At 73.7% G+C, this 22,221-nt stretch carries 15 protein-coding genes; 8 read left to right on the top strand and 7 right to left on the bottom strand.

The features are described 5' to 3' along the window. The first annotated feature begins 114 nt into the window (after positions 1-114). Positions 115-1,956: a CHAP domain-containing protein gene (locus Pta02_RS41815; RefSeq protein WP_275423554.1), complete on the top strand. Its 1,842-nt coding sequence runs from the start codon at positions 115-117 to the stop codon at positions 1,954-1,956. 198 nt (positions 1,957-2,154) lie between these two features. On the opposite strand, the gene Pta02_RS04030 is transcribed toward Pta02_RS41815, so the two are convergent. Next, a complete protein-coding gene (locus Pta02_RS04030; RefSeq protein ID WP_203873268.1) occupies positions 2,155-3,000 on the bottom strand; it encodes a TIGR03619 family F420-dependent LLM class oxidoreductase in 846 nt (281 codons plus the stop codon). A gap of 147 nt (positions 3,001-3,147) precedes the next feature. Between Pta02_RS04030 and Pta02_RS04035 the strand changes: the two genes are divergently transcribed. Next, on the top strand, positions 3,148-4,032 hold the full coding sequence (locus tag Pta02_RS04035; protein ID WP_203873269.1) for an SDR family NAD(P)-dependent oxidoreductase: 885 nt from the start codon (positions 3,148-3,150) through the stop codon (positions 4,030-4,032). 23 nt (positions 4,033-4,055) lie between these two features. Here Pta02_RS04035 and Pta02_RS04040 read toward each other — a convergent pair whose 3' ends face one another. From Pta02_RS04040 to Pta02_RS04050, 3 genes are all read right to left on the bottom strand, one after another. After that, positions 4,056-4,943 (bottom strand): ABC transporter ATP-binding protein, encoded by an 888-nt coding sequence (locus Pta02_RS04040; RefSeq protein ID WP_239129494.1) that lies wholly within the window; start codon positions 4,941-4,943, stop codon positions 4,056-4,058. Further along, positions 4,940-7,711, bottom strand: coding sequence for an ABC transporter permease subunit (locus Pta02_RS04045; protein ID WP_203873270.1), 2,772 nt, complete (start codon positions 7,709-7,711; stop codon positions 4,940-4,942). The genes Pta02_RS04040 and Pta02_RS04045 overlap by 4 nt, the downstream gene beginning before the upstream one ends. A gap of 234 nt (positions 7,712-7,945) precedes the next feature. Beyond that, complete coding sequence (locus Pta02_RS04050) at positions 7,946-9,202, bottom strand: ABC transporter substrate-binding protein (RefSeq protein ID WP_203873271.1); 1,257 nt, start codon at positions 9,200-9,202, stop codon at positions 7,946-7,948. A gap of 235 nt (positions 9,203-9,437) precedes the next feature. Between Pta02_RS04050 and Pta02_RS04055 the strand changes: the two genes are divergently transcribed. The 5 genes from Pta02_RS04055 to Pta02_RS04075 all read left to right on the top strand — a co-directional run bounded on the left by Pta02_RS04055 (position 9,438) and on the right by Pta02_RS04075 (position 15,529). Continuing rightward, positions 9,438-10,541, top strand: coding sequence for an alcohol dehydrogenase catalytic domain-containing protein (locus tag Pta02_RS04055; RefSeq protein WP_203873272.1), 1,104 nt, complete (start codon positions 9,438-9,440; stop codon positions 10,539-10,541). Between the two features lie 100 nt (positions 10,542-10,641). Then, the gene (locus tag Pta02_RS04060) at positions 10,642-11,223 is read left to right on the top strand and encodes a PadR family transcriptional regulator (protein WP_203873273.1); all 582 of its coding nucleotides are present in this window, start codon (positions 10,642-10,644) and stop codon (positions 11,221-11,223) included. Then, positions 11,220-11,957, top strand: coding sequence for an ABC transporter ATP-binding protein (locus Pta02_RS04065; protein ID WP_203873274.1), 738 nt, complete (start codon positions 11,220-11,222; stop codon positions 11,955-11,957). Before Pta02_RS04060 ends, Pta02_RS04065 begins: the two co-directional genes overlap by 4 nt. After that, entirely contained in the window at positions 11,954-14,365 is a 2,412-nt protein-coding gene (locus tag Pta02_RS04070; RefSeq protein ID WP_203873275.1) for an FtsX-like permease family protein, read from the top strand. The genes Pta02_RS04065 and Pta02_RS04070 overlap by 4 nt, the downstream gene beginning before the upstream one ends. Before the next feature lie 15 nt (positions 14,366-14,380). Further along, positions 14,381-15,529 (top strand): serine hydrolase domain-containing protein, encoded by a 1,149-nt coding sequence (locus Pta02_RS04075; RefSeq protein ID WP_203873276.1) that lies wholly within the window; start codon positions 14,381-14,383, stop codon positions 15,527-15,529. 39 nt (positions 15,530-15,568) lie between these two features. On the opposite strand, the gene Pta02_RS04080 is transcribed toward Pta02_RS04075, so the two are convergent. Beyond that, positions 15,569-17,752 carry an MMPL family transporter gene (locus Pta02_RS04080; protein ID WP_239129497.1) on the bottom strand — a complete coding sequence of 728 codons (2,184 nt, stop codon included), beginning with the start codon at positions 17,750-17,752 and terminating at the stop codon, positions 15,569-15,571. A gap of 181 nt (positions 17,753-17,933) precedes the next feature. On the opposite strand from Pta02_RS04080, the gene Pta02_RS04085 reads away from it, so the two are divergent. Then, complete coding sequence (locus Pta02_RS04085) at positions 17,934-18,479, top strand: TetR/AcrR family transcriptional regulator (protein ID WP_203873278.1); 546 nt, start codon at positions 17,934-17,936, stop codon at positions 18,477-18,479. A 91-nt stretch (positions 18,480-18,570) separates the two neighbouring features. On the opposite strand, the gene Pta02_RS04090 is transcribed toward Pta02_RS04085, so the two are convergent. Together Pta02_RS04090 and Pta02_RS04095 are read right to left on the bottom strand one after the other, a co-directional pair. Then, a complete protein-coding gene (locus Pta02_RS04090) occupies positions 18,571-20,520 on the bottom strand; it encodes a protein kinase domain-containing protein (protein ID WP_203873279.1) in 1,950 nt (649 codons plus the stop codon). Between the two features lie 108 nt (positions 20,521-20,628). Then, positions 20,629-22,215, bottom strand: coding sequence for a serine/threonine-protein kinase (locus Pta02_RS04095; protein WP_203873280.1), 1,587 nt, complete (start codon positions 22,213-22,215; stop codon positions 20,629-20,631). Between the last annotated feature and the right edge of the window lie 6 nt (positions 22,216-22,221).

Consider the following 22,221-nt stretch of genomic DNA (forward strand, 5'->3'; position numbering starts at 1 on the left):
ACCCGTATCCGGCGGGCCGCGTGAACGCGCCATCGTTCGACCCGATCTCCCGAAGCCCGGTCGCGAGGGCGGCGCGACCATGCCTGCACGGCTCCGGAAGGTGCACCACTTCCTATGACCCCAGAGATGAAGAAGTTCATCGAGCTGCTGGAAAGCCAGCTCGGGTACGCCGAGAAGAGCAACGGTTACACCAAGTTCGGCGACTGGTACGGCAGCAGCGTCGAGTTCGACGCGGACTACACGAACGCCCCGTGGTGCGACATGTACCTGTCCTGGGCCGCCAAGAAGCTCGGCTACGAGGACTGGATCGGCCAGTTCGCCTACACCGTGTACCACGCCGAGTGGTTCCGCGAGCAGGACGCCTGGGGCACCGTCCCCAAGCCCGGCGCCATCGTGTTCTTCGACTGGGGCGGCTCCAAGAAGATCGACAACATCGACCACGTGGGGATCGTGACCCGCGTGGAGGGCAAGGTCGTCCACACGATCGAGGGCAACATCGACGGCGGCGTCGCCAAGCGCAAGGAGCGCGACGCGAGCAAGATCGTCGGGTACGGCTACCCGGAGAAGATCAAGGCCCGGCTGGACCGCGAGGCGTCCGAGAAGAAGACGATCATCACCTCGGCCACCGCCACGCCCGACAACTTCGTGGCCCTGAAGCCGCAGCCCGACCTGCTGTCCTCCCTCCTCCCCTCCATCGTCCCACTGGAGCGTGAGCCCGAGACGGCCCGCAAGCCCGAGTCCGCCGAGAAGACGTCCGCCCCCACCGGCGAGACCGTCGCCAAGGCCGCCTCAAAGAGCGCGCCCAAGAGCACCGCCTCCGAGAAGACCTCCTCCGGCACCTCCGGCACCTCGGGCGAGACCGCCGAGACGCCGCCGGCCGCGGCCTCCGCCCCGCCCCAGACCGCCGCCGGGCGCACGACCACGACGGGCAAGCACGCCAAGCCCAGCACGGCCGACACCAACTCCTTCGCCGCGGTCCCCGCCCCGGTCGTCGCCGAACCGGCCACGAGCCTCCCCGAGCTGGGCACCCCCGCGGTGCTCGCCCCGGTCCTGCTCGCCGCCCTCGCGATCATCGCCCACGCCAAGGCCAAGCAGGCCGGGATACGGCTCGCACCGGCCGGCGGGGGCTCCGCGCGCCCGTCCCGCCGCGCCGGCTCGCACCGCTCCGGCGGCCGCCGCGCACCCGGCCGCCGGCGGATCACCCGGAACGCCCCTCTCGCCGCGACCGCTCTCACCGCGCAGGACACCTCCCTCACCACGGCGGCCCTCACCGCGACCGCTCTCACCACGCAGGACTCCGCCGCTCCGGTGACCGCCTCCGCCGAGGCCACCCTCCTCGCACTGGAGACCGCCTCCACCTGGAACGCCTTCTCGGTCCCGGACACCCGCCGGGGAACCGCCGCAGGCCGGGCAACCGGCGCCGGGCGGGAGAGCGTCCCGAGCCGGGGAACCGCCGCCGCCGGGCGGGAGGCCGCCCACGGGCCCGCCTCCGACGTCACGACGGCCCGCCCCACGGCGTTCCCCGTCGAGTTCCCCACCACCACCGTCCCGGTGGCCCGGGTCGAGGAGATCGCCTCCACCGAGCGCACCCGCCTCCCGTACCAGGGCCGGCGCCGCTTCGCGGAACGCCCGGTCGCCGAGTCGTCCACCTTCTCCCAGGACGCCCCGCTGCGCGGCCGTCGTCACCGCAGGGCCGAAACCTCGACGTTCGTCCAGGACGCCGCCCCTCGCGGCCGGCGCCACCGCAGGGCCGAGTCCTCCACCTTCCTTCAGGAGCCCGCGGCCTTCCACCAGGACGCCCCGACGCGGGGCCGCCGCCACCGCCGCCCCGAACCCTCCGTCAACGCGACCGTCCCGTCCGTCCCGCGCCCCACCGCCCCCGCGGACGGCGACATCCTCGCCCCCGTCGCCCACCGCCGGGCCGCCCACCGCACGCAGGCGCCGACAACCGTCTGACCCCCTCCCACCGCCCCGGCGCCACAGCGAAAAAGCATCCACGCAGCGGAGCGAGGTCTTGCCCACCGGCCGGGGTCACGGCCACCGGCACAGACGAGAAGCGCCTCCCGCCGGACCCCGCCGACCGGGATCCCCGCCGCCGTGGATGAGAAAGGCCTCCGTGCCGGGGCCGGATCTTCCCCACCCGCTGGGCGGCGGTCAGGGGCGGAGGCCGTACTCGGCGGCGAAGGCGGTCAGGGCTGTGACCGCCTCGCGGCTTCGGCGCCAGGGGCGCACGATCATCCGGTCGACGCCGAGGCGTTCCCAGTGCGGGACCTCGGCGGGGCCGGTGAGTTCGTAGGCGTGGGCGGTGACCGAGAACGGACGGCCGTCCGAGGCGGTTCCGTCGCGCAGGGCCGCGAGTCTGTCGAGGGGGCCGCGGATCGAGGCCAGGGAGTGGGGCATGCTGATCCAGCCGTCGCACAGCCGCGCCGCGCGGCGCAGGGCGGCCCCGGACTCGCCTCCGGCGAGGATGGGCAGCCGTGCCTGGACCGGCTTGGGTTCGAAGGCCACCTCGGGGAAGTCGTAGAAGCGTCCCGCGTGCGCGACGGCGGGCTCCGACCACAGTCTCCGGGTCACCTCGATCGCCTCGTCCAGCCGCGCCCCGCGGGTGGCGAAGTCCACCCCGGCCGCCAGCCACTCCCCCTCGTACCACCCGGCCCCGACCCCGCAGATCGCCCTCCCGCCGGAGACCCGGTCGAGTGTGGCGAAGGCCCGGGCCGAGACGAACGGGTGCCGCAGGGCGTAGAGATGGACGGCGGTGCCGAGCATGACGCGCGAGGTCAGCCCGGCCAGCCAGCACAGGTAGGCGGGCGCGTCGAACAGCGGGGTGGCCGGTGAGATGCCGGGCTTGTCGGTCCCGGGGTAGACCGCGAGCGACAGATCCGTGGTGAAGACCAGGTGCTCGGGGAGCCACACCGACTCGAAGCCGAGTTCGTCCGCGGCGATCGCGACGTCCTTCCACGCGTCCGGGTGCAGGAGCCCGAGCGGCACTCCGAACCTCACGGCCACCTCCGAACCGCCGACCCGGAGACCGCTTCCCGGACGCGGTCTCCCCATCGGCTACCAACCTAGCGCACGCTTGGTAAGCCGTACAGGAGGAAGATCGGGTACGGATACGCCAACCTAACGACCGCTTGGTATCTTACTCCCATGCCGGATGGGACAGACCACACGCCGGAACCGGGCCGGGCGCCGTACGGCACGCACCCCGGCCTCCGCGAACCGGGCCGGGCGCCGTACGGCTCCCCCGAACCGGGCGGCGCGCTCCGGGGGAAGGTCGCGGTCGTCACCGGGGCCGGGCCCGGCCTGGGACGGACGCTGGCCCGCCTGATGGCCGCCGAGGGGGCCCGCGTCGTCGTCGCCGCCCGGACGGCCGCCACGGTCGAGAAGATCGCCGCGGAGATCCCCGGCACGCTGGCCGTCCCCGCCGACGTGACCAGCGCCCGGGACATGGAGGCCCTCGCCGCCACGGTCACCGACCGGCTCGGCGGTCCGGACATCCTGGTCAACGCGGCCTTTCCGGGCACTCACCGCAAGAACGTGCTGGAGATGACCCCGGACGACCTGGCCTCCTGGCGCACGGCGGTCGACATCGGCGGGTACGGCACGCTGCTGGCCTGCCGCTTCCTCGCCCCCCCGATGGTCGAGCGGGGCGAGGGCGCGATCGTGAACGTGACGTCCATGTCGTCCAGGAAGGGATACGCCGGCCGCAGCGACTTCGCGGCGGGCAAGGCCGCCGCGCACCTGCTCTCCCACTGCCTGGCCGACGAGCTGGGACCGTACGGCGTGCGGGTCAACTGCGTGGCGCCGGGCTGGATCGCCAGCGAGGTCCTGGACGACTGGATGCGCACCCGGGCCGCCGCCGAGGGCGTCGCCTACGAGGACATCCTGGCCCGCGACCTGAGCGCGATGGCCCTGCGCCGGATCGCCACCGAGGAGGACGTGGCCCGCGCGATCGTCTTCCTCGCCTCCGACCGGGCCCGCTCCATCACCGGCGCCACCCTCGACGTCAACGCCGGCCAGCTGTTCACCTGATCCCGTGCGGGTCTCCGTCGCCCTCAGCCGAGGTAGGCGGCGCGGACGGCGGGGTCGTCGCGGACCTCGGCGGGGGTGCCGGTGGCGATGACCTTGCCCAGGTCGAGGACCACGAGACGGTCGCAGACCCCCATGACGAAGCTCATGTCGTGTTCGACCAGCAGCGTCGTGGTGTTCAGGGAGCGGACGACCTCGCCGAGGCGGGCGGTCTGCTCGGCGTCGAGTCCGGAGGTCGGCTCGTCGAGCAGGAGCAGCGAGGGGCCGTCGGCCACGGCCCGGGCGAGCTCGACCAGACGGCGCCGGCCCACGGGCAGGGCGGCCGCGTAGGCGTCGCGCAGCTCGGTCAGCCCGCACAGGCCGAGCACCTCCTCCACCCGCCGCCGGCGTTCCCGTTCCCGGGCCCGCCGGGAGGGCAGGCCCGTCAGGTCGGCCAGGAGACCACCGCCGCCCCCGCGCCACTCCATCGCGGTCAGCACGTTGTCGGCCACGGTCAGGCGGCCGAACACCTGGGTTCGCTGGAAGGTACGGCGCAGCCCGGCGCGTGCCCGCCGTACCGCCGGTACGGCCGTGACGTCGCGGCCCGCCATCGTGACCGAGCCGGAGGTCGGCCGGCGCAGCCCGGAGATGACGTCGAACAGCGTGGTCTTGCCCGCGCCGTTGGGACCGATCACCCCGCAGACCTGCCCCGCGGGCACCTCGAACGAGACGCCCGACAGGGCGTGCACACCGCCGAAGGACACCGAGACCGCCTCGACCGCCAGCGCCGCGCCCACCCCCTCACGCGCCTCCGCGCCGGCCTCACCGTTCACGCCCGTCCCGCCGCCCGCGCCCGCCCGCCCGTCCATCCCCATCTCGCCGCCCGCGCCCGCTCGCCCGTTCACGCCCGTCCCGCCGTCCGTCGCGCCGTTCACCTCGACACCCCCAGGTACGCGGCGGTGAGCCGGGTCTCGTCCACCTCGGTGCGCGGGCCGGTCCAGATGACACGGCCCAGGCTCATGAAGGCCACCCGGTCGGCCAGCTCCAGCGCGGAGGTGGCCTTCTCCTCCACCAGCAGGAGTGCGACGCCGCGCTCTCTCAGCTCGGCGAAGACCTCGAAGACCCGCTCCGCGACGAGGGGGGCCAGGCCCAGGGACGGCTCGTCGGCGATCAGCACCCGGGGCGGCCTGATCAGCGCCGGGGCCAGGGTGAGCAGCTGTTGCTCCCCGCCGGACAGGGCTCCCGCCGCGATCCTGCGGCGCTCGGCCAGCTGCGGCATGCGCTCGTAGACGGGATCGGGGTCCGGCAGCCAGGTCCGCAGGTTCTCCTCCACGGTCAGGCCGGGGAAGACCCCGCGCCCCTCCGGGGCCAGCAGCACGCCCTCCCGGGCGCGGCGGTGCGCGGGCCAGGAGGTGACGTCCACCCCGTCCAGCAGCACCCGCCCGGCCGTCACCGGAAGATCCCCGGCCGCCACCGCGCAGGTCGTGGACTTGCCCGCGCCGTTGGCCCCGAGCAGCGCCACCACCTCGCCGGGCCGTACCGACAGGTCCACCCCGCGCAGCACCGTCACGTCGCCGTATCCCGCGACCACGTTCTCCAGCCGGAACAGCGCGCCCCGGCCGGCGGAATCCTCACCCGCCTCCACCGCGGCCCCCACCGGGGACGCCGCATCCGCCGCGGCCGTCCCCCGGGCGCCGGCGGGCACCCCGGCCGCCGTGTCCCGGCCCCCCGGAGGCGGCCCGGCCCCGTTCGACGCGGCCTCCGCCTGGATCTCGGCGGCCCTGGCCCGTTCGAGCCTGCGCCGCCGGCGGCGGTAGCGGGCCTCGGCCATCTGGGCGAGCACCCCGTCGGGGTGCTTGGCCAGGATCATCCCGCCGGTTCCGAACAGGATCGCGCCGACGTGCGCGGAGACGTGCCAGGTGGCCAGCAGCTCGGGGAAGATCGCGGCGATCAGGCCGCCGAGCACCGCCCCGCCGATCCGGCGCACGCCCTGCAGGACCACCACCGCCAGCCAGACGAACCCCGCCAGGGCGGGCAGGTCCGTGGCCGTCACCGACCCCTTGAAGCTCGCGAACAGCACGCCCCCGAGCCCGGCGATGCCCGAGGCGAGGGCGAAGAGCATGATCTTGGTACGGGGCGCGGAGACGCCCGAGGTCGTCGCGGCGGCCGGGGCCGAGCGCACGGCCAGGATGGCCCGGCCCGAGGCCGAGCGTTCCAGGTTCCGCACCAGCAGGCCGACGAGGCCGATCAGGGCGAGCAGCAGCACGACCCGCACGCGCGGGTCGGTGGTGTCGGCGAACCCGAGACCGATCGCGGGCAGCTGCCAGCCGATCGTGCCGTTGCTGAACGCGTCGACCTGGAAGAGCACCTGGTCGGCGAGGAGGGCCAGGGCGAGCGTGGCGAGCGTGAGGATCCGCCCGCCCAGCCGCAGGGCGGGCAGCGCGACGAGCACGCCCACCGCCGTGGCGCCCAGCACGCCGAGCACGATCGCCACCGGGAAGGGCAGCCCGGCCGAGAACGCCCAGCCGCAGGTCAGCGCGGCCATCGAGGCGAAGGAGGCCTGGGCCAGGTTCACCATGCCGCCGATGCCGGTGACGACCACGAACGAGCAGAAGATCAGCGCGAGGACCAGTCCCTGCGCCACCACGCTCACGTAGAAGTCGTCCGCGGGACGGGTGAGCGTCCAGCCGAGCAGCAGGGTCAGGCCCACGACCCAGGGCAGGCGCCGCCGCCACATCGGCAGGTCGGCCAGATAGTCGGGCGGGGGCGCGTCCTCGGCGGCGGAGCCCGCGACCCGCTCCCCCGACCGGTTGAGCAGGATCAGCCCGGCGAACAGCAGGATCACCGGGACCGCCGTGCGCAGGCCCGTGACGTCCTCGGCGAAGTCGGCGTATCCGGCCACGAGGTTCTGCACCACGCCGAGCCCGAGCCCGGCGGCGAACGTCACCGGGATCGAGCGCAGCCGCCCGAAGACCGCGGCGGTCGCCGAGACGAACAGCATCACGGTGAACGCGGTGGAGTCCAGCCCCAGGGTCGGCACGGCCAGGACCCCGGCGAGCCCGGCGAGGGTGGAGCCGAGTATCCAGGCCATCGCCGAGGAGGCGTCGGCGTCGATCCCGCGCAGGGTGGCCAGCCTGCGGCGGTCGACCGAGGCGCGCATCCGCAGGCCGTACGGCGTGTGCCGCATGAAGGCCCAGAGTCCGGCGGCGGCCAGCACCGCGAAGACGAAGGTGAGGAGCTGGTCGGAGTCGAGGGTGACGCCGGCGACCGTGACGTTGACCGGCGGGTACGGCCCCAGGCCGCGTGGCAGCGAGGTCGCGTCGGCGCGCGGCAGGCCGAGCGGCTCCGCGACCAGGTCGACGATCCAGAGCCCGAGCGCGGGAAGCGCGATCGTCAGGCCGATGGTCCCGACGATCTGCGCGGTCTCCCCCGCCTGGGCCAGCCCCCGGAACATCGCCCGGTGCAGCACGTATCCGAGCAGGGGCGAGAACACCGTCACCGCGATGAGCCCGGCCAGCCAGGCCGGCAGCCCGAACCCGACGTTGAGCTCGAAGAACAGCAGCGCGGCCAGGAAACCGACGGCGCCGTGGGCGAAGTTGAACACGCCCGTCGCCGCGTAGGACAGGGTCAGGCCCGAGGCCATGACGGCGAAGACGGCCCCGGTGACGAGACCGCTGACGATGTAGCCGACAAGCTCCGACAAGGGTCTTCACTCCGAAAGTTCGCGCCTGCTCCACCGGCCGGATCCCCCGACTCCCGGCCACTCCCACCGGCCGCCTTGCCGCCGGTACGGCGGGCGGCGTCGCGGCGACGGGCGGCGCCCGCCGTACGGCGAGGGCCGGGGCGTGGGGGGTCGCCCCGGCCGCTCGCGTCATGCCGCCCACGTGGCCCGCCAGCTCGTGGGCGGCACGCCGGGGCCGCCGGTCCCGCACGGGACCTACTTCAGCGGCACGTTGTCGAAGCACTTCATGTTCTTGGCGACCTTGAAGGTGCCGCCCTCCAGCTTGACCAGGGCGCCGCAGCCGTTGGGCTCGTTGTGGTCCCTGGGGTACTGGATCCTGCCGAATCCGGCGTTCTCGTAGGCGAACGAGCCGTTGGCGGTGGCCAGGAACCTCTCCCGGGTCAGGTCCTTGCCGGTCTGCTCCAGGACCTTCAGGAAGATGTCCGCCGACCAGTAGCCGATGGCCAGGTGCTGGGTGAGCACGGTGCCCGGGGCGACCTTCTCCACGTCCGCCTTGAGCTGGGCGATCTCCGGCGCGTCGGACTCGAAGGGCTCGAACATCGGGGCCGCGATCACGCCCTCCAGCGCCTGGGCGGTGGCCTGGTCCTTCAGGATGGCCGCGTCGTAGCTGGTGGCGTCGGACAGCAGGCCCTCGTACCCGGCCTTCTTCAGCGCCGAGTAGAGGCCGACGTTGAACTTGGTCCCGGCGATGATCGAGACCACCAGGTCCGGCGCCTTCCCGCCGTCCGAAGTCATGATCTTGTTGACGTAGGGCAGCCAGTCGGGCGGCGGGGCCGCGGCGGGCAGTCCGGAGTTGATTCCGACGACCTTGAAGCCGGCGGCCTCGAAGGACTGCGAGATGGTCTTGCCGCCGTACTTGCTGCCGCTGGAGTCGGTGGTCTGGACGTAGACCGTCCTGCCCTCGGAGCCGCCGAGCAGCTCGGCCATCTGGTTGCCCCACCAGGTCTGCGAACCGGCGCCCGGTTTGGGGGCCAGGCAGCCGTTGTAGCCGAAGCCCGTCCGGGTCCCGCACCACTGCGGGCCGGTCGCCCAGCCGAACCACGGCACGCCCTGCTGCTCCAGGAAGGCGGCCCCGCCGAAGTTGGGCCCGTGCACCGGGACCAGCGCGAAGACCTTGTCCTTTTGGACCAGCTTCTTGGCCGCCGCGTCACCCTTGGCCGCGTCCTGGTTGTCGTCCTCGGCCCCGACGAACTCGATCTTCCGCCCGTGCACGCCGCCGGCGCCGTTGGCCCGCTCGAAGCGGGCCCTGGCGCCGATCTCGGCGTCCTTGGTGGAGTAGCCGCTCGCGCTGGTCTTGGTGAGCACCCCGCCGACCCTGATCGCGGTGGCGGTCACCCCGGGTGTCCCGCCGGAGCCGCCCCCGCCCGCGGCCTTCTGCTCGGCCGCGCAGCCCGCCGCGGCCAGCGCCGCCGCGGCCACCAGGCCGACGAGTCGCACTGCCTGCCGTCCCATAGGTCACTCCCTGCCGTGCCGTACAGCCATGCCCTGTTGCGGTTGTCTGGCCTAGGGTTATTTGGCCTAGCGCTCGCTTGGTTTCGGTCAGCGTAGGTTTGCCCGATCAGAGGTGTCAATGGACCGTTACGGGAGCGTTGTACCTACGTGCTTACCAAGCAACTGCTTGCTTTAAATGACCTCCCGGGCTAGCGTGCGGAGCGGACCGGGCCTCCGGCGCGACGGGAGCGGACTGATGTTGATGCGTGCGGCCGTACTGACCGGGTTCGACAGGCCCATGGAGGTCCGGGAGGTCGAGATCGACGACCCCGGCCCCGGTGAGGTACGGGTCCGCATCAAGGCCTCCGGCGTGTGCGGCTCCGATATCAAGGCCATGGACGGCAAGAGCCCCGTGGTGCGCCGGCTCCCCTTCGTCCTGGGCCACGAGAGCGCCGGGATCGTGGAGAGCGTCGGCGAGGGGGTGACGGGCGTCCGGCCGGGCGACCATGTGATCATCGCGATGAACGGCGCCTGCGGCCGGTGCCGCAACTGCGGGGCCGGGCGCTTCCACCTGTGCTCGGGCCCGGCCAGGATGGCCGCCATCATGGGCACCATGCGCGACGGCACCACCCGGATAAAGGTGGACGGCGCCGGGGCGCGGACGATGATCGGCATCGGGTCCTTCGCCGAGTACGCCGTGGTCAACGAGCCCATGTGCGTGAAGATCGCCAAGGACGCGCCGTTCGACACCATGTGCCTGCTCGCCTGCGGCGTGATCACCGGGGTGGGCGCGGTGCTGAACGTGGCCGGGGTGACGCCGGGCTCCAGCGTCCTGGTGGCCGGCTGCGGCGGCGTCGGGCTGAACGTCGTGCAGGGCGCGGTGCTGGCCGGGGCGACGACCGTCATCGCCGCCGACGTCGCCGAGCCCAAGCTGAAAATGGCCCGCGAGTTCGGCGCCACCCACGCGATCCTCTCCGCCGACCTGCCCCGGCAGGTCGGCGAGATCGTCCGGGGCGGGGTGGACTACGCCTTCGACGTCACCGGCGTGCCGGGCGTGCTGGCCGACGCCTTCGCCTCGACCCAGCCCGGCGGCACGACCGTGATGGTGGGCAGCCCGCCGCAGGGCCGCCCGATCACCCTCGAACCCGGCCTGCTGTTCGCCTCCCGCCGCCTCATGGGCACCCAGGGCGGGGACGCCGCCCCGATCAGGGACCTGCCGATGCTCGCCGAGCAGTATCTGCGGGGCCGCCTCGACCTCGACCGCCTGGTCAGCGAGCGCGTGCCGCTGGAGGAGATCAACGAGGCCGTCCGCCACGTCCGCGAGGGCGCGGTGGCCCGCAGCGTCGTCGTCTTCGACTGAACCGCCTCGATCGGCGCTCTCCCGGGTCCCTTTACGAGCCGTCTATACTCAGTATAATACTCGGTATGACAGCTCTCGCGCTTTACCGTCAGGACGCGCCATGAGCGTCCGCCACGCCCTTCTGGCCCTGCTGAGCGAGGGCCCACGGTACGGCCTGCAGCTGCAGCAGGAGTTCACGGCCAGGACCGGAGAGGTCTGGCCGCTCAACGTCGGGCAGGTCTACACGACCCTCCAGCGCCTCGAACGCGACGGGCTGATCGAGTCCGACGACGCGGGGGGCGAGGGCCAGCAGAAGACCTTCAGGATCACCCCGGCCGGCGGCCGCGAGTTCGCCCAGTGGCTCCGGACCCCTCCCGGCACCATGCCCCCGCCCCGCGACGAGCTCGTCATGAAGGTCCTGGTGGCCCGGCGGGTCCCCGGCGTCGACGTGCACGAGCTCATCCAGGCCCACCGCCGGCACCTGGTGGAGACGATGCAGCGTTACACGCGTCTCAAGGAGGACACGCCCGAGGACGACGTGGCCCTGGGCCTGGTCGTCGACGCCGAGCTGTTCCGGTTCGAGGCGACCACGCGGTGGCTCGACGCCGCCGAGGCCCGGCTGGCGCGCTTCCCCGCCCCCCATCCCAACGGGGCGTCCGAAGCGTCCGTCCCGCCCGTTCTCACCCCGGAGGTGCGGCCATGACCACGGCGTCCGGACCGGCGCTCGAACTGCGCCGGGTCTCGAAGGTGTACGGCTCGGGCCCCGCCGAGGTGCGCGCCCTGCGGGAGGTGGACCTGGCGGTCCGGCACGGCGAGCTGGTGGCGATCATGGGGCCGAGCGGCTCCGGCAAGTCCACGCTGCTGATGATCGCGGGCAGCCTGGAGGAGGCCACGGAGGGCGAGGTGCTCGTCGAGGGGGTCCCGCTGTCGGGCATGTCCTCCGACGACAGGGCCCGGATGCGCCGCCGCTCGGTCGGCTACGTCTTCCAGGACTTCAACCTCCTGCCCGGACTCACCGCCGCCGAGAACGTCACGCTGCCGCTCGAACTCGACGGCGTCGGCGTGCGGACCGCCGCCGCGGCGGGAGTGGCGACGCTGGAGAAGCTGGGCCTGGCCGACCGGGCCGCCCGCTATCCCGACGAGCTGTCGGGCGGTGAGCGCCAGCGGCTGGCGATCGCCCGCGCCATCGTGGGTGACCGCCGCCTGCTGCTCGCCGACGAGCCGACCGGCGCCCTGGACTCGGTCAACGGCGAGACGGTGATGCGGCTGATCCGCGCCGCCTGCCGGGAGGGGACGGCCGGCGTGGTCGTCACCCACAACGCCCGGCTGGCCTCGTGGGCCGACCGGGTGGTGTTCCTGCGCGACGGCCGGGTGATCGACCGGACGGCGGCGCCCGCGGGTCCCGAATCCCTGCTCACACCGGGACCGATGACATGAGCGGCCTCGCCGCCCGCCGCGCGCTCGTCCGCTGGTCCTGGCGGATGCTGCGCCGAGAGTGGCGGCAGCAGACCCTGGTGCTGGCCCTGCTCACCCTCGCGGTCGCCGCCACCGTCGGCGGCGTGTCCGCGGTCCACAGCATGGTCCCGCTCGGTGACGCCGCCCGATGGGGCACCGCCAACCAGGCGTTCACCTTCGAAGGGCTCGACGCGCGGGCGCTGGAGGCCAACACCGCGGCGCTGCGCCGGCAGTTCGGCACCGTCGACGTGATCGGGCGCCGGTACGCGCCGGTCCCCGGTTCCTCCGACGTGGTCGAGTTCCGGGCGCAGGATCCCCGGGGGGCCTACGGCGCCTCGATGCTGGCCCTGCGGCAGGGCCGCTACCCGGCGGGACCCGGCGAGGTCGCGGTGACCGCCTCCGTGGCCAGGACCTTCGGCCTGCGCCTCGGCTCCCGGCTCACCCTGGCCGATGACGATCGCGAGGTCGTCGGCATGGTGGAGAATCCCAACGACCTGCATGACGGCTTCGCCCTGGTCCACCCCGCGCACGCGGGCCCGCTCTCCACCGTGACGGCTCTGGTCCGCAGCGCCGAGCAGAACCATTCGATTCCGGCGGCCCGCGAGGACGGGTACGACTGGTCGATGGCGGATCAGTTCGCGGACGAACAGCAGGTGTTCGCGGCCGTGGCGGCGCTCGGCGCCGCGGCGGTGGCCATGGTCCTGGTCGCGCTCGTCGCCGCGGCCGGTTTCGCCGTCGTCGCCCGGCGCCGCCGGCGCCGGCTCGGCGTGCTCGCCGCGATCGGGGCCTCCCGGCGGCAGCTCGGCCTGGTGATGCTGGCCGACGGCGCGATGGTCGGCGCGGTGGCCGCCGTGGCCGGGGCCGCGCTCGGTCTGCTGGGCTGGGCCGCGGCCGTGCCGTACCTGGAGACCGCCGTGGGGGCGCGGCTCGACCGGTCGGACGTGCTGCCGTGGTGGCTGATCGTCACCGCCATGCTGCTCGCCCTGGGGACGGCGACCGCCGCCGCCTGGTGGCCCGCCCGGACGGCGGCGCGCATCCCGGTGGCCCTCGCACTGTCGGGACGCCCGTCTCCGCCCGGGCCGGTGCGCCGCTCGGCGGTGCTGGCGAGCGTCCTCATCGTGTCCGGCGTGGCCTGCCTGGCCGCAGCCGACCGGGAGAACGGACCACTCGTCGCCGCGGGCACCGTGGCCACCGTCTTGGGCGTGCTGGCCACCGGTCCGGCGGTGATCCGGGCGCTGGCCGCGGCCGCCGGGCACGCGCCCGTCACGGTCCGGCTGGCCCTGCGCGACCTGGCCCGCCACCAGGCCCGCTCCGGCGCCGCCCTGGCCGCGATCAGCCTCGCGTCCGGGATCGCCGTGACGGTCATCGTCGTCGTGACGTCGGCCGAACGCACCGCCGACGCCGGCAACCTGTCCGAACACCAGCTCCTGATCACCGAGAGGGGCAAGCGGATCAGGGAACTGGTGACGGTACGGTCCCCCGGACAGCTCCGGGCCCTGGACACCCAGGTCCGCCGGATCACCGCCGCCCTCGACGATCCGGCGGTCACCGCCCTGGAGATGGCGGTGGACCCCTCCGAAGCCCCCCACCCCGGCCGCGGCGGCATGGAGAACGCGTGGCGACATGCGGTGCAGGTGGGTGACGGCGCGCGGACCGCCCGTCCCGGGCCCCTCTTCGTGGCCACCCCGGAGATCCTCGCGCTCTACCGGCTCGCTCCCGCTCCCGGCACCGACGTCCTCACCGTACGGCGGGGCGAGATCGGCCTGCGGCTCGGCATCGAGGAGGAACCGGTCGCGAACGTCCAGCGGATCGACGTCCCGGCCCACTCCTCGGCCCCGACCTCGCTGATCACCTCCGAGGGTCTCCGCCGGCGGGGCTGGGAGACGATGCGGGCCGGGTGGCTCGTCACGACCGGCGCCCCCCTGACCAGCGGGCAGATCGCAGACGTCCACAGCGCGGCCGACACCGCCGGCCTGCAGGTGGAGTACAGGGACGGGGTGAACCTGCAGGAGCTGCGCTCACTGCGCACGGGCGCGACGGCGGCGGGGGCGGTGATGACACTCGGCGTCCTGGCCATGACCGTGGGGCTGATCCGCGCCGAGGCCGCGGGAGACCTGCGCATCCTGACCGCGGCCGGGGCCACCGCCACGATCCGCCGGGTGCTCACCGCCTCCACCGCCTGCGCGCTGGCCACCGGCGGCGTCGCCCTCGGTGTCTGCGGCGCCTACCTGGGACTGGCCGCGGGCTTCAGCACGGAGCTCGATGCGCTGCTCCCCCCGCCGGTCCCCCATCTGCTCGCCGTCGGTATCGGCGTCCCCCTGGCCGCCGCCCTCGCGGGCTGGCTCCTGGGCGGACGGCAGCCGTCCGCGCCGGTCCACCGGTCACCCTGAGGGAGGCGGGCATCCATGGGGAACAGGTTCACCGCCCGGATCCCCGCGGCGGCGCCGGCGGTCGTCGCGGCGGCGGTGGCCCTCGCCGCCTGCTCGCCCGGCGGCGGGTACGGCCGGGACGAGCTGCAGCGGGATCTGAACGGCGTCCGCAACGCGGGCGCGATCGGCGTCCAGGCCCTGGTGACCGCGGAGGACGGCGAGCCGATCCACGCCGTCAGCGGCGTCGCCGACCTGGAGACCCGCGAGACCGTACCCCTGGACGGCCGCTTCCGCATCGCCAGCGACACCAAGCCGTTCGTCGCAGCGGTGGTCCTCCAGCTCGCCGGGGAGGGCAGGCTCTCCCTCGACGACGCCGTGGAACGGCACCTGCCCGGCGTGGTGCGCGGCCACGGCCACGACGGCCGCGCGATCACGATCCGCCACCTGCTCGGGCACACCAGCGGGATCTACGACCACTCCGTCGATCCGGAGTGGAACCCCTTCGCCACGCGGAAGACCTTCGACGAGCGCCGCTTCGACCACTACGAGCCCGAAGAGCTGGTGGCGGTGGCCATGCGCCACCCCCCGGCCTTCGCGCCGGGGACGGCCTACGCCTACTCCAACACCAACTACGTGCTCGCCGGGATGATCATCAGGAAGGTGACCGGGAACCCCTGGCGGGCCGAGGTCCGCGACCGCGTCATCGAGCCGCTCGGGCTGACGCGCACCACGCTGGGCGAGGACTGGCGGATGCCCAGCCCGCACGCCAGGGGCTACCACCAGTTCGAGCCGGGCGGCCCGCTCGTCGACGCCACCCTGCTCGACCCCAGCGCGGGCGACGCCGGCGGCGCCCTCATCAGCACGCCCCGGGACCTGACCCGCTTCTTCCGCGCCCTGCTCGGCGGCGGGCTGCTCGCGCCGGAGCTCCTGGTGCAGATGAAGGACACCGTCCCCGAGGGGGACGGCCGCTACGGCCTGGGGCTGGGCTGGAGCCCGCTGTCGTGCGGCGGCGGATACTGGCGGCACGGCGGCGCCGTCCCCGGGTACCTCAGCGCGGAGGGCTTCACCGAGGACGGCTCGCGCGGCGTGGTGGTCTCGGTTTCCACCTTCCGGGCCGACGGGCCGAGGGCCTTCGCCCAGGAGGCGGCCGTCACCGAGTTGATCGACAACGCGCTCTGCGCGTGACGGCCGCGACCCGGCGCCGGGGCCGGGTCGCGGACACCGCTAAGGACGACCTGCGCCGACGAGCTCCTTGCGGGGCTCCTCCTCGGTCATGGACTCCTCGTCGTGCCCCTCGACGGAGAGGTTGGGCAGGATCCGGTCCAGCCAGCGGGGGCACCACCAGTTGTAGCGGCCGAGCAGGACCATGGTGGCCGGGACCAGGAAGCCCCGGATGATCGTGGCGTCCACCGCGATGGCCACCGCCAGGCCGACACCGAAGATCTTGACCATCGGGTCCGGGTAGGCGATGAAGGCGACGAACACGGACACCATGATCAGTGCGGCGGAGGTGATGACCCGGCCGGTCGTGCCCAGGCCCTCGGCCACCGCCCGGGTGTTGTCACCGTGCTTGAGGTAGGACTGCCGCACGGCGGTCAGCAGGAACACCTCGTAGTCCATCGACAGGCCGAACAGCACCGCGAACAGCATCAGCGGGATGTAGCTGTCGATCGGCACCGAGAAGAAGAGCGTGGCCAGGTAGGAGTCGTCCACGCCGACCGGCGGGTCCATGCCGACCAGGCCGCTGCCCAGGCCCAGGGAGAAGACCAGCGAGAGCGCACCGAAGGCGGCGCCGAGCGAGATCAGGTTCATCAGCGCGGCCTTGATCGCCACGATCGGCGAGCGGAACGCCAGGAGCAGCAGCAGCGCGCTGAGCAGCACCACGACGCCGACGACCAGGGGGGTGCGCTCGGCGATCGTGTTGCCCGCGTCGGCCATGCCGGCCACCTTGCCGCCCACGTGGACGCTCGCCCCCTCGATCCGGAGCGCGCGCACGTCCTCGACCACGTCCAGGGCCCGGGGGTCGCTGGGCGCGTACTCGGGGACGGCCTGCAGCAGCACCGCGGTGCCCGCGGAGTTGAGCACCGGATCGCCGGCGAAGCGCACGCCGTCGACGTCCTCGACCCCGTCCTTCAGCGCCTGGAGTACGGCCGGCTCGGGCTCGCGGTCGGTGACCTTCTCCTCCAGCTCGGCGACGATCACCAGCGGGCCGTTCATGCCCGGCCCGAACCCGGCCTCGATGAGCTCGTAGGAGCGGCGCGAGTCGGTGCCCCGGTCGCCGAAGCCGTCGTCGAGCGGGCCGAGCTTGAGCGCGAGGGCGGGGGCGGCCAGCGCGGCCAGGACCGCGACGCTCAGGGCGAGCACGCCCCAGGGACGCCGGGCGACCCAGTTGCCCAGCCCGGCCCAGCCCGAGGAGCCGTCGCTCCGGCGCCTGCCCACGAACGGCAGGCGCAGCGCGTTCACCCGGTGCCCGAGCAGGCCGAGCAGCGCGGGCACGAGGGTGACCGAGGTGAGCACCGCGCAGATGACCGAGATGCCGGTGATCCAGCCGAGGGTGCGCAGCATCGGGAACCCGGCGAGCATCAGCGCGCTGAGCGCGATGACCACCGTGCCGCCGGCGAACACCACGGCCCCGCCCGAGCTCGCGGCCACCCGGCGGACCGCCTCGCGCACGGGCACGCCGTCGCCGAGCAGCTTGCGGTGCCTGCTGAGCAGGAAGAGCGCGTAGTCGATGCCGACGCCCAGGCCGATCATCGTCGCCATGATGGAGGCCTGCTTGGGCACGTCCACGAGGTGGCCGAGCAGGCCGATCACACCCAGGCCGGTCGCGATGCTGACCAGCGCCACGAAGATCGGGATCATCGCGGCCACCAGCGTGCCGAAGGCGAACAGCAGCACCAGCATCGCGCAGACGACGCCGATGATCTCACTGGTGCCCGTCTTGATCTCCTTGTCGGCCGGGGTCCCGGCGTTGGCGGGCACCGCTTCGACGCCCGCCGCGCGGACCGGCCCGGCGGCCGCGGAGATCGTCTTGGTCGTCTCGGCCAGCTTGGTGTTGTCGTGGCCCTCGAGCTTGACCGTGATGAGGCCGATCTGCCGGTTGGCGGCCATGCCGCCGACCCGGTAGGGGCTCAGCACCTCGGCCACGTGCGGCAGCCGGCGGATGTCGTCCATCGCCTGCTCCACGGCCTCTTCGCGGGCCTCGGTGGTGAGGAGGCCGTCACCGGAGTACAGGACGAGCTGGATCGTTCCGCCGGCGTCGTAACCCGGGCCGAATCCCTCGCTCATCAGGTCGTGGGCGCGCTGCGCGTCGGTCCCCGGAATGGAGACGTTGTTGCTCACCGGTCCGGGGAAGAGCAGCGACCCCGCGGTGAGCCCCGCCGCCAGGAGGATCCAAATCGACAACACGATCACGCCGTGCCTCGCGCACCAACCGCCTATTCGCCCCAACAGGCCAGACATGGTGACCGCCCCTATTAAACTCGGTGACATACGCCTGTAACACCGTTCTGTACGGTCGTACAGAACGACGATGAAAGCCTAGTACCCGTCATTCCGGGTCGATCGCGCTCCCCGTGGAAATGAGACGATGACCACACTTGAGCCCGGCTACGACACCAGGAGCCGGATCCTCGACGCCGCCCGTCAACTGTTCGCCGAACGCGGTTACGCCGCCACGTCGCTGGCCGACATCGCCTCGGCGGTGGGCCTGACCAAGACGGCGGTCGCCTACCACTTCCATCCCAAGGACCGGCTGGCCGCCGAGCTGATCGCCCCCGCGGCCCAGGACATCATCGCTCTGATCGAGTCCGAGTTCGACGACGAGCACGCGTTCCTGGAGGCGCTGGTCACCTTCGTCGTCCGCCACCGGACGATCATCCGCCTGATCATGGAGGACATCGGCGGCGCCGACAGCGCCCCGCCCGGCTCCCCCGGCGAGGCCATCCGCGCCTTCCGCGACTGCATCCACGCCCGGCTCGCCGGCCCGGACCCCGACCCGGCCGGCCGGGTGCGCGCCTGGGCGGTGGTGGGCTCGCTGCAGTACGCCGTGGTCAAGACGGGCGACCTGCCCGAGGAGGTCGTCCGGGAGGCCCTGCTGGCCGCCGCCTCGGCCGCCTACGGCTCCTCGGCCTGACCACCCGCCCGGCCGCGGGGCCGGCGCCCGGCCTCCGGATCCGCACCGACGCGGGACCGGCGCCCGTCCGGCCGCTCCGCCGCGGGACCGGTCACGGGTAGGCGCCGCCGTACCCCTGCTCGGCGGAGTCCGTCGGGTCGGGCGAGGGGGTGGGATCGCCCCCCGGCCCGGTCTGCGCCTTGACGCCGACCGTTATGGCGATCGCGACCCCCTGGCGGGCGCACGAGCCGGCCGCCGCGTTCTGCTGCAGCACGACCCCGTCCTTCGAGGCGTCGGTGACCAGGCGCGCCCGCACCCGCACCGCGAAGCCCGCCGCGGCCAGCACGTTGCGCGCCTTCGCCTGGCTCAGGCCGACCACCGCGGGCACCTTCCCGCCCTTGCGGGACACGACCAGCGCGACCGCGGTCCCGGCGGAGACGTGCTTCCCACCCGCCGGAGTGCTGGAGAGCACCTGCCCCTGGGGCTGGTCCGAGCAGCGGGCGGTCACCGTGCCCGGGGCCAGTCCCGCCTGCGTGAGCGCCGCCCCGGCCGCCTTCCTGCGCAGCCCGACCACCTGGGGCACCCGTACCCCCGCCGAGACCTCCAGGCGGACCGTGCTCCCCTTGGCCGCCGTGCTCCCCGCCGCCGGCCAGGATCGGAGCACCCGCCCGACGGGCTCGCGGGAGTCGGCCTGGGTGACGGCGCCGGGGACCAGCCCGGCGCGCCTGATCGCGCGCGTCGCCGCGGAACGATCCAGCCCCACCAGCGCGGGCACCGCGATCCCGGCGGGAGGCGGGGCCGTGGTCTGCTCCCCGCGGGTGGGCCCGGCCGTGCGGGACGGCGCCTGCCCGCGGGTCGGCTCCGAGGTGTGGGACCGGTCGTCGGCCACCGCGTCGTCGCTCGGCTGCTCGCTGGGAGCGGTCTGCCCGGCGGTCGCCACCGGCGGCCTGAACTGCTGCCCGTCGGTCTGCGACCCGCGGCCCGCGCTCAGCGCCGGGATCAGCACCGCCACCAGGACGGCCGCGCTGACCAGCAGCGACCCCGACATCGCGACCGACGCCCTGGTGGCCGCCCGGCCGGGATGCGTCCTGACCACGGCGTGCTCGCCGGAGACGCCCCCCGGGGGGTCGTCGTATCCGCCGGCGCCCCCGGACGCACCCGCGGAGCCCGCGCGGCCGGGCGCGGACGATCCGGAGACGAGCGGGGAGACCGACGAGCGGATGGAGACGAGCGACGACCTGAGCATGGTCGATCTCGCGTCGTCGTCGAGCAGCGCCAGCAGCAGTTCCTGCCCGGTGGGCCGGTCGCCGGGATCCTTGTTCAGGCAGGCGGCGACCAGCGCGCCGAGCCAGCCGTCGAGGTGGCCCAGCTCGGGCGGGGCGGTGAGGATGCGGTGCAGGACGGCCGCGATCGAGTCCTGCCCGAAGGGGGCGTGACCGTTGGCCGCGAAGCACATGGTCGCGCCCCAGGAGAAGACGTCGGCGGCCGGGCTGACCGCCGCACCCTCCACCTGCTCGGGCGCCATGTAGGCCGGGGTGCCCACGCCGCGGCCGCTCTGGGTGGCCGCGGCGTCCAGCGCCCTGGCCAGCCCGAAGTCGATGACCCTGGGCCCGTCGGGGCCCAGCAGGACGTTCTGCGGCTTGAAGTCGCGGTGGACGATCCCGGCGCGGTGGATGGCGGCCAGCGCCGTCGCCGTGCCGATGGCCAGCCGCTCCAGCCCGCCCCCGCTCCTGGGGCCGCTGACGGCGACCTCCCGGTGCAGCGACGGGCCGTCGACGTACTCGCTGACGATGTAGGGGCGGTCGCCGTCCAGGCCCGCCTCGATCACCTGGGCGGTGCAGAACCGCGCCACCTGCTTGGCCAGCTCCACCTCGCGCAGGAACGTCTCCCGTTCCTCCAGCACCGGGTCGTGCAGCAGTTTGACCGCGTACGACTCCGGTCCGGCGACCGGGCGCACGCCGAGGTACACCACCCCCTGACCGCCCTGACCCAGGCGGCCGACGATCTCGTACTCACCGAGCCTTTCGGGATCCCCCGGTTTGAGCGGTTGCGCATAGGACAACGCGGGCCTCCCCTCGCCCTACCCCTCCACTCAAGAAGAGGTCTCGCGGCGCGTCAACGGGAACCACTTGCTTATATCCCAGACTGTGATATTCGCGTTATGTCCGAATCAACGCGACCGGAGGGCCCGGCCGCTGTAGCGCGCCTCCTTCTCACCGCTCCTGATCACCTCGAACGTCACCTGATCCTCCCCCCGGGGGAACAGCACCAGGGTCCCCGGATAGCACTCTTCTCCCGTCACCCGATCGAGACGGTAGGTGGTCGCGAGGGGCAGGGCCTCCTCCTTGACCGTGAGCCGTCCCGCGCAGTGCAGGTCGGCGCCCCAGCGCAGGACCGGGTCTCCGTCCGACAGGCGGATCTCCACGGGGAAGACGCGTCCGGCGCTCGCGTGGTCGGCGACGCCCTTCCAGGTCCCCGTCAGCGGGGAACCGCCGGAGGCGGACAGCAGGAACGCCACCACCGCGATCACGACCGCGGCGGCGGCCGTCGCCGCCAGCACCCACCGCCACCGCCGCAGCGTCCGCGGCACGGAGGCGAGCGTCGGGAGCTCCGAAACGAGGAGCCTCAACGCGGGCATCTCCGCCGTGGAACCGCGCTCCGCCCTCGCCCCGGTCACGGGCTCCCGGATCGCGGGCATCTCGGCGGTGGAATCCCGCACCGCGGGCATCTCCGCCGTGGAGGCCACGAGCACGGGGATCTCCGCGGCGGGAGCGCGCGCCGCCGTCCCGGCCGCGGGCTCCCGTACGGCGGGCATCTCCGCCGTGGAGGCGCCCACCGGCGGCATCTCCGCCGTCGCGACCCTCTTGTCGGCCTCGTCCGCCCACGCGGGAGCCGGCCGGGAGACGACCCGGCCGCCGTGGCCGTACAGCCGGCCCAGCACCTCCTCGGCCCCCGGGCGGTCCTGCGGCTCCGCGGCCAGGCAGTCGATCACGATCTCCCGCAGCGGGCCGGCGAGCGGTCCCAGCTCGGGCGTGCCGTACAGGATCCTGGCGAGCACGGCGTGGTAGGAGTCGGCGGAGAAGGCGTGGCGGCCGGTGGCGGCGAAGGCGACCGTCAGCGCCCAGCTGAACATGTCGGCCGGGGGCCCGGCGGGCTCGCCCTTGATCTGCTCGGGCGACATGTAGGCCGGGGTGCCGAAGGGGATCTTCCCGGTGGTGACGGCGGCGTCCATCATCCGGGAGATGCCGAAGTCGATCACTCTCGGGCCGTCCATGCCGAGCAGCACGTTGCCCGGCTTGAAGTCGCGGTGGACCACCCCGGCCCGGTGGATGGCCGCCAGCGCGGTGGCGGTGCCGACCGCGATCCGGTCCAGCGAGCCGTCCGCCCGCGGCCCCTCGGCGGCGATGTGCTCCTGCAGCGAGACCCCGTCGACGTATTCGCTGACGATGTAGGGGCGGTCGCCGTCCAGGTCCGCGTCGAGCACCTGGGCGGTGCAGAAGGGCGCCACCCGCCGCACGGCCTCGATCTCGCCGAGGAACCTGCGCCGGACCTTCTCGTCGTCCAGCAGCCGGGCGTGCAGCAGCTTGATGGCGACGGGCGGACCCCCGCCGGACCCGGTGGGATCGTCAGACTCCGCAGGCTCCGCCGGCTCGGCGAGGAAGACGACTCCCTGACCGCCGGCTCCGAGCCGTCCGACCAGCCGGTATGCACCGATCCTGTGGGGGTCTTCCGGCTGGAGGGGAGCCGCTCGCGACATGAGACC

This window comes from Paraplanobispora takensis (genome assembly GCF_016863195.1).
Classification (GTDB): Bacteria; Actinomycetota; Actinomycetes; order Streptosporangiales; family Streptosporangiaceae; genus Planobispora; species Planobispora takensis.

Bases quoted from the DNA above. Each gene is read 5' to 3' on its own strand.
- Pta02_RS41815 (WP_275423554.1), top strand. From the start codon at position 115: ATGACCCCAGAGATGAAGAAGTTCATCGAGCTGCTGGAAAGCCAGCTC.
- Pta02_RS04035 (WP_203873269.1), top strand. From the start codon at position 3,148: ATGCCGGATGGGACAGACCACACGCCGGAACCGGGCCGGGCGCCGTAC.
- Pta02_RS04050 (WP_203873271.1), bottom strand. From the start codon at position 9,202: ATGGGACGGCAGGCAGTGCGACTCGTCGGCCTGGTGGCCGCGGCGGCG.
- Pta02_RS04055 (WP_203873272.1), top strand. From the start codon at position 9,438: ATGTTGATGCGTGCGGCCGTACTGACCGGGTTCGACAGGCCCATGGAG.
- Pta02_RS04060 (WP_203873273.1), top strand. From the start codon at position 10,642: ATGAGCGTCCGCCACGCCCTTCTGGCCCTGCTGAGCGAGGGCCCACGG.
- Pta02_RS04065 (WP_203873274.1), top strand. From the start codon at position 11,220: ATGACCACGGCGTCCGGACCGGCGCTCGAACTGCGCCGGGTCTCGAAG.
- Pta02_RS04070 (WP_203873275.1), top strand. From the start codon at position 11,954: ATGAGCGGCCTCGCCGCCCGCCGCGCGCTCGTCCGCTGGTCCTGGCGG.
- Pta02_RS04075 (WP_203873276.1), top strand. From the start codon at position 14,381: ATGGGGAACAGGTTCACCGCCCGGATCCCCGCGGCGGCGCCGGCGGTC.
- Pta02_RS04085 (WP_203873278.1), top strand. From the start codon at position 17,934: ATGACCACACTTGAGCCCGGCTACGACACCAGGAGCCGGATCCTCGAC.
- Pta02_RS04095 (WP_203873280.1), bottom strand. From the start codon at position 22,215: ATGTCGCGAGCGGCTCCCCTCCAGCCGGAAGACCCCCACAGGATCGGT.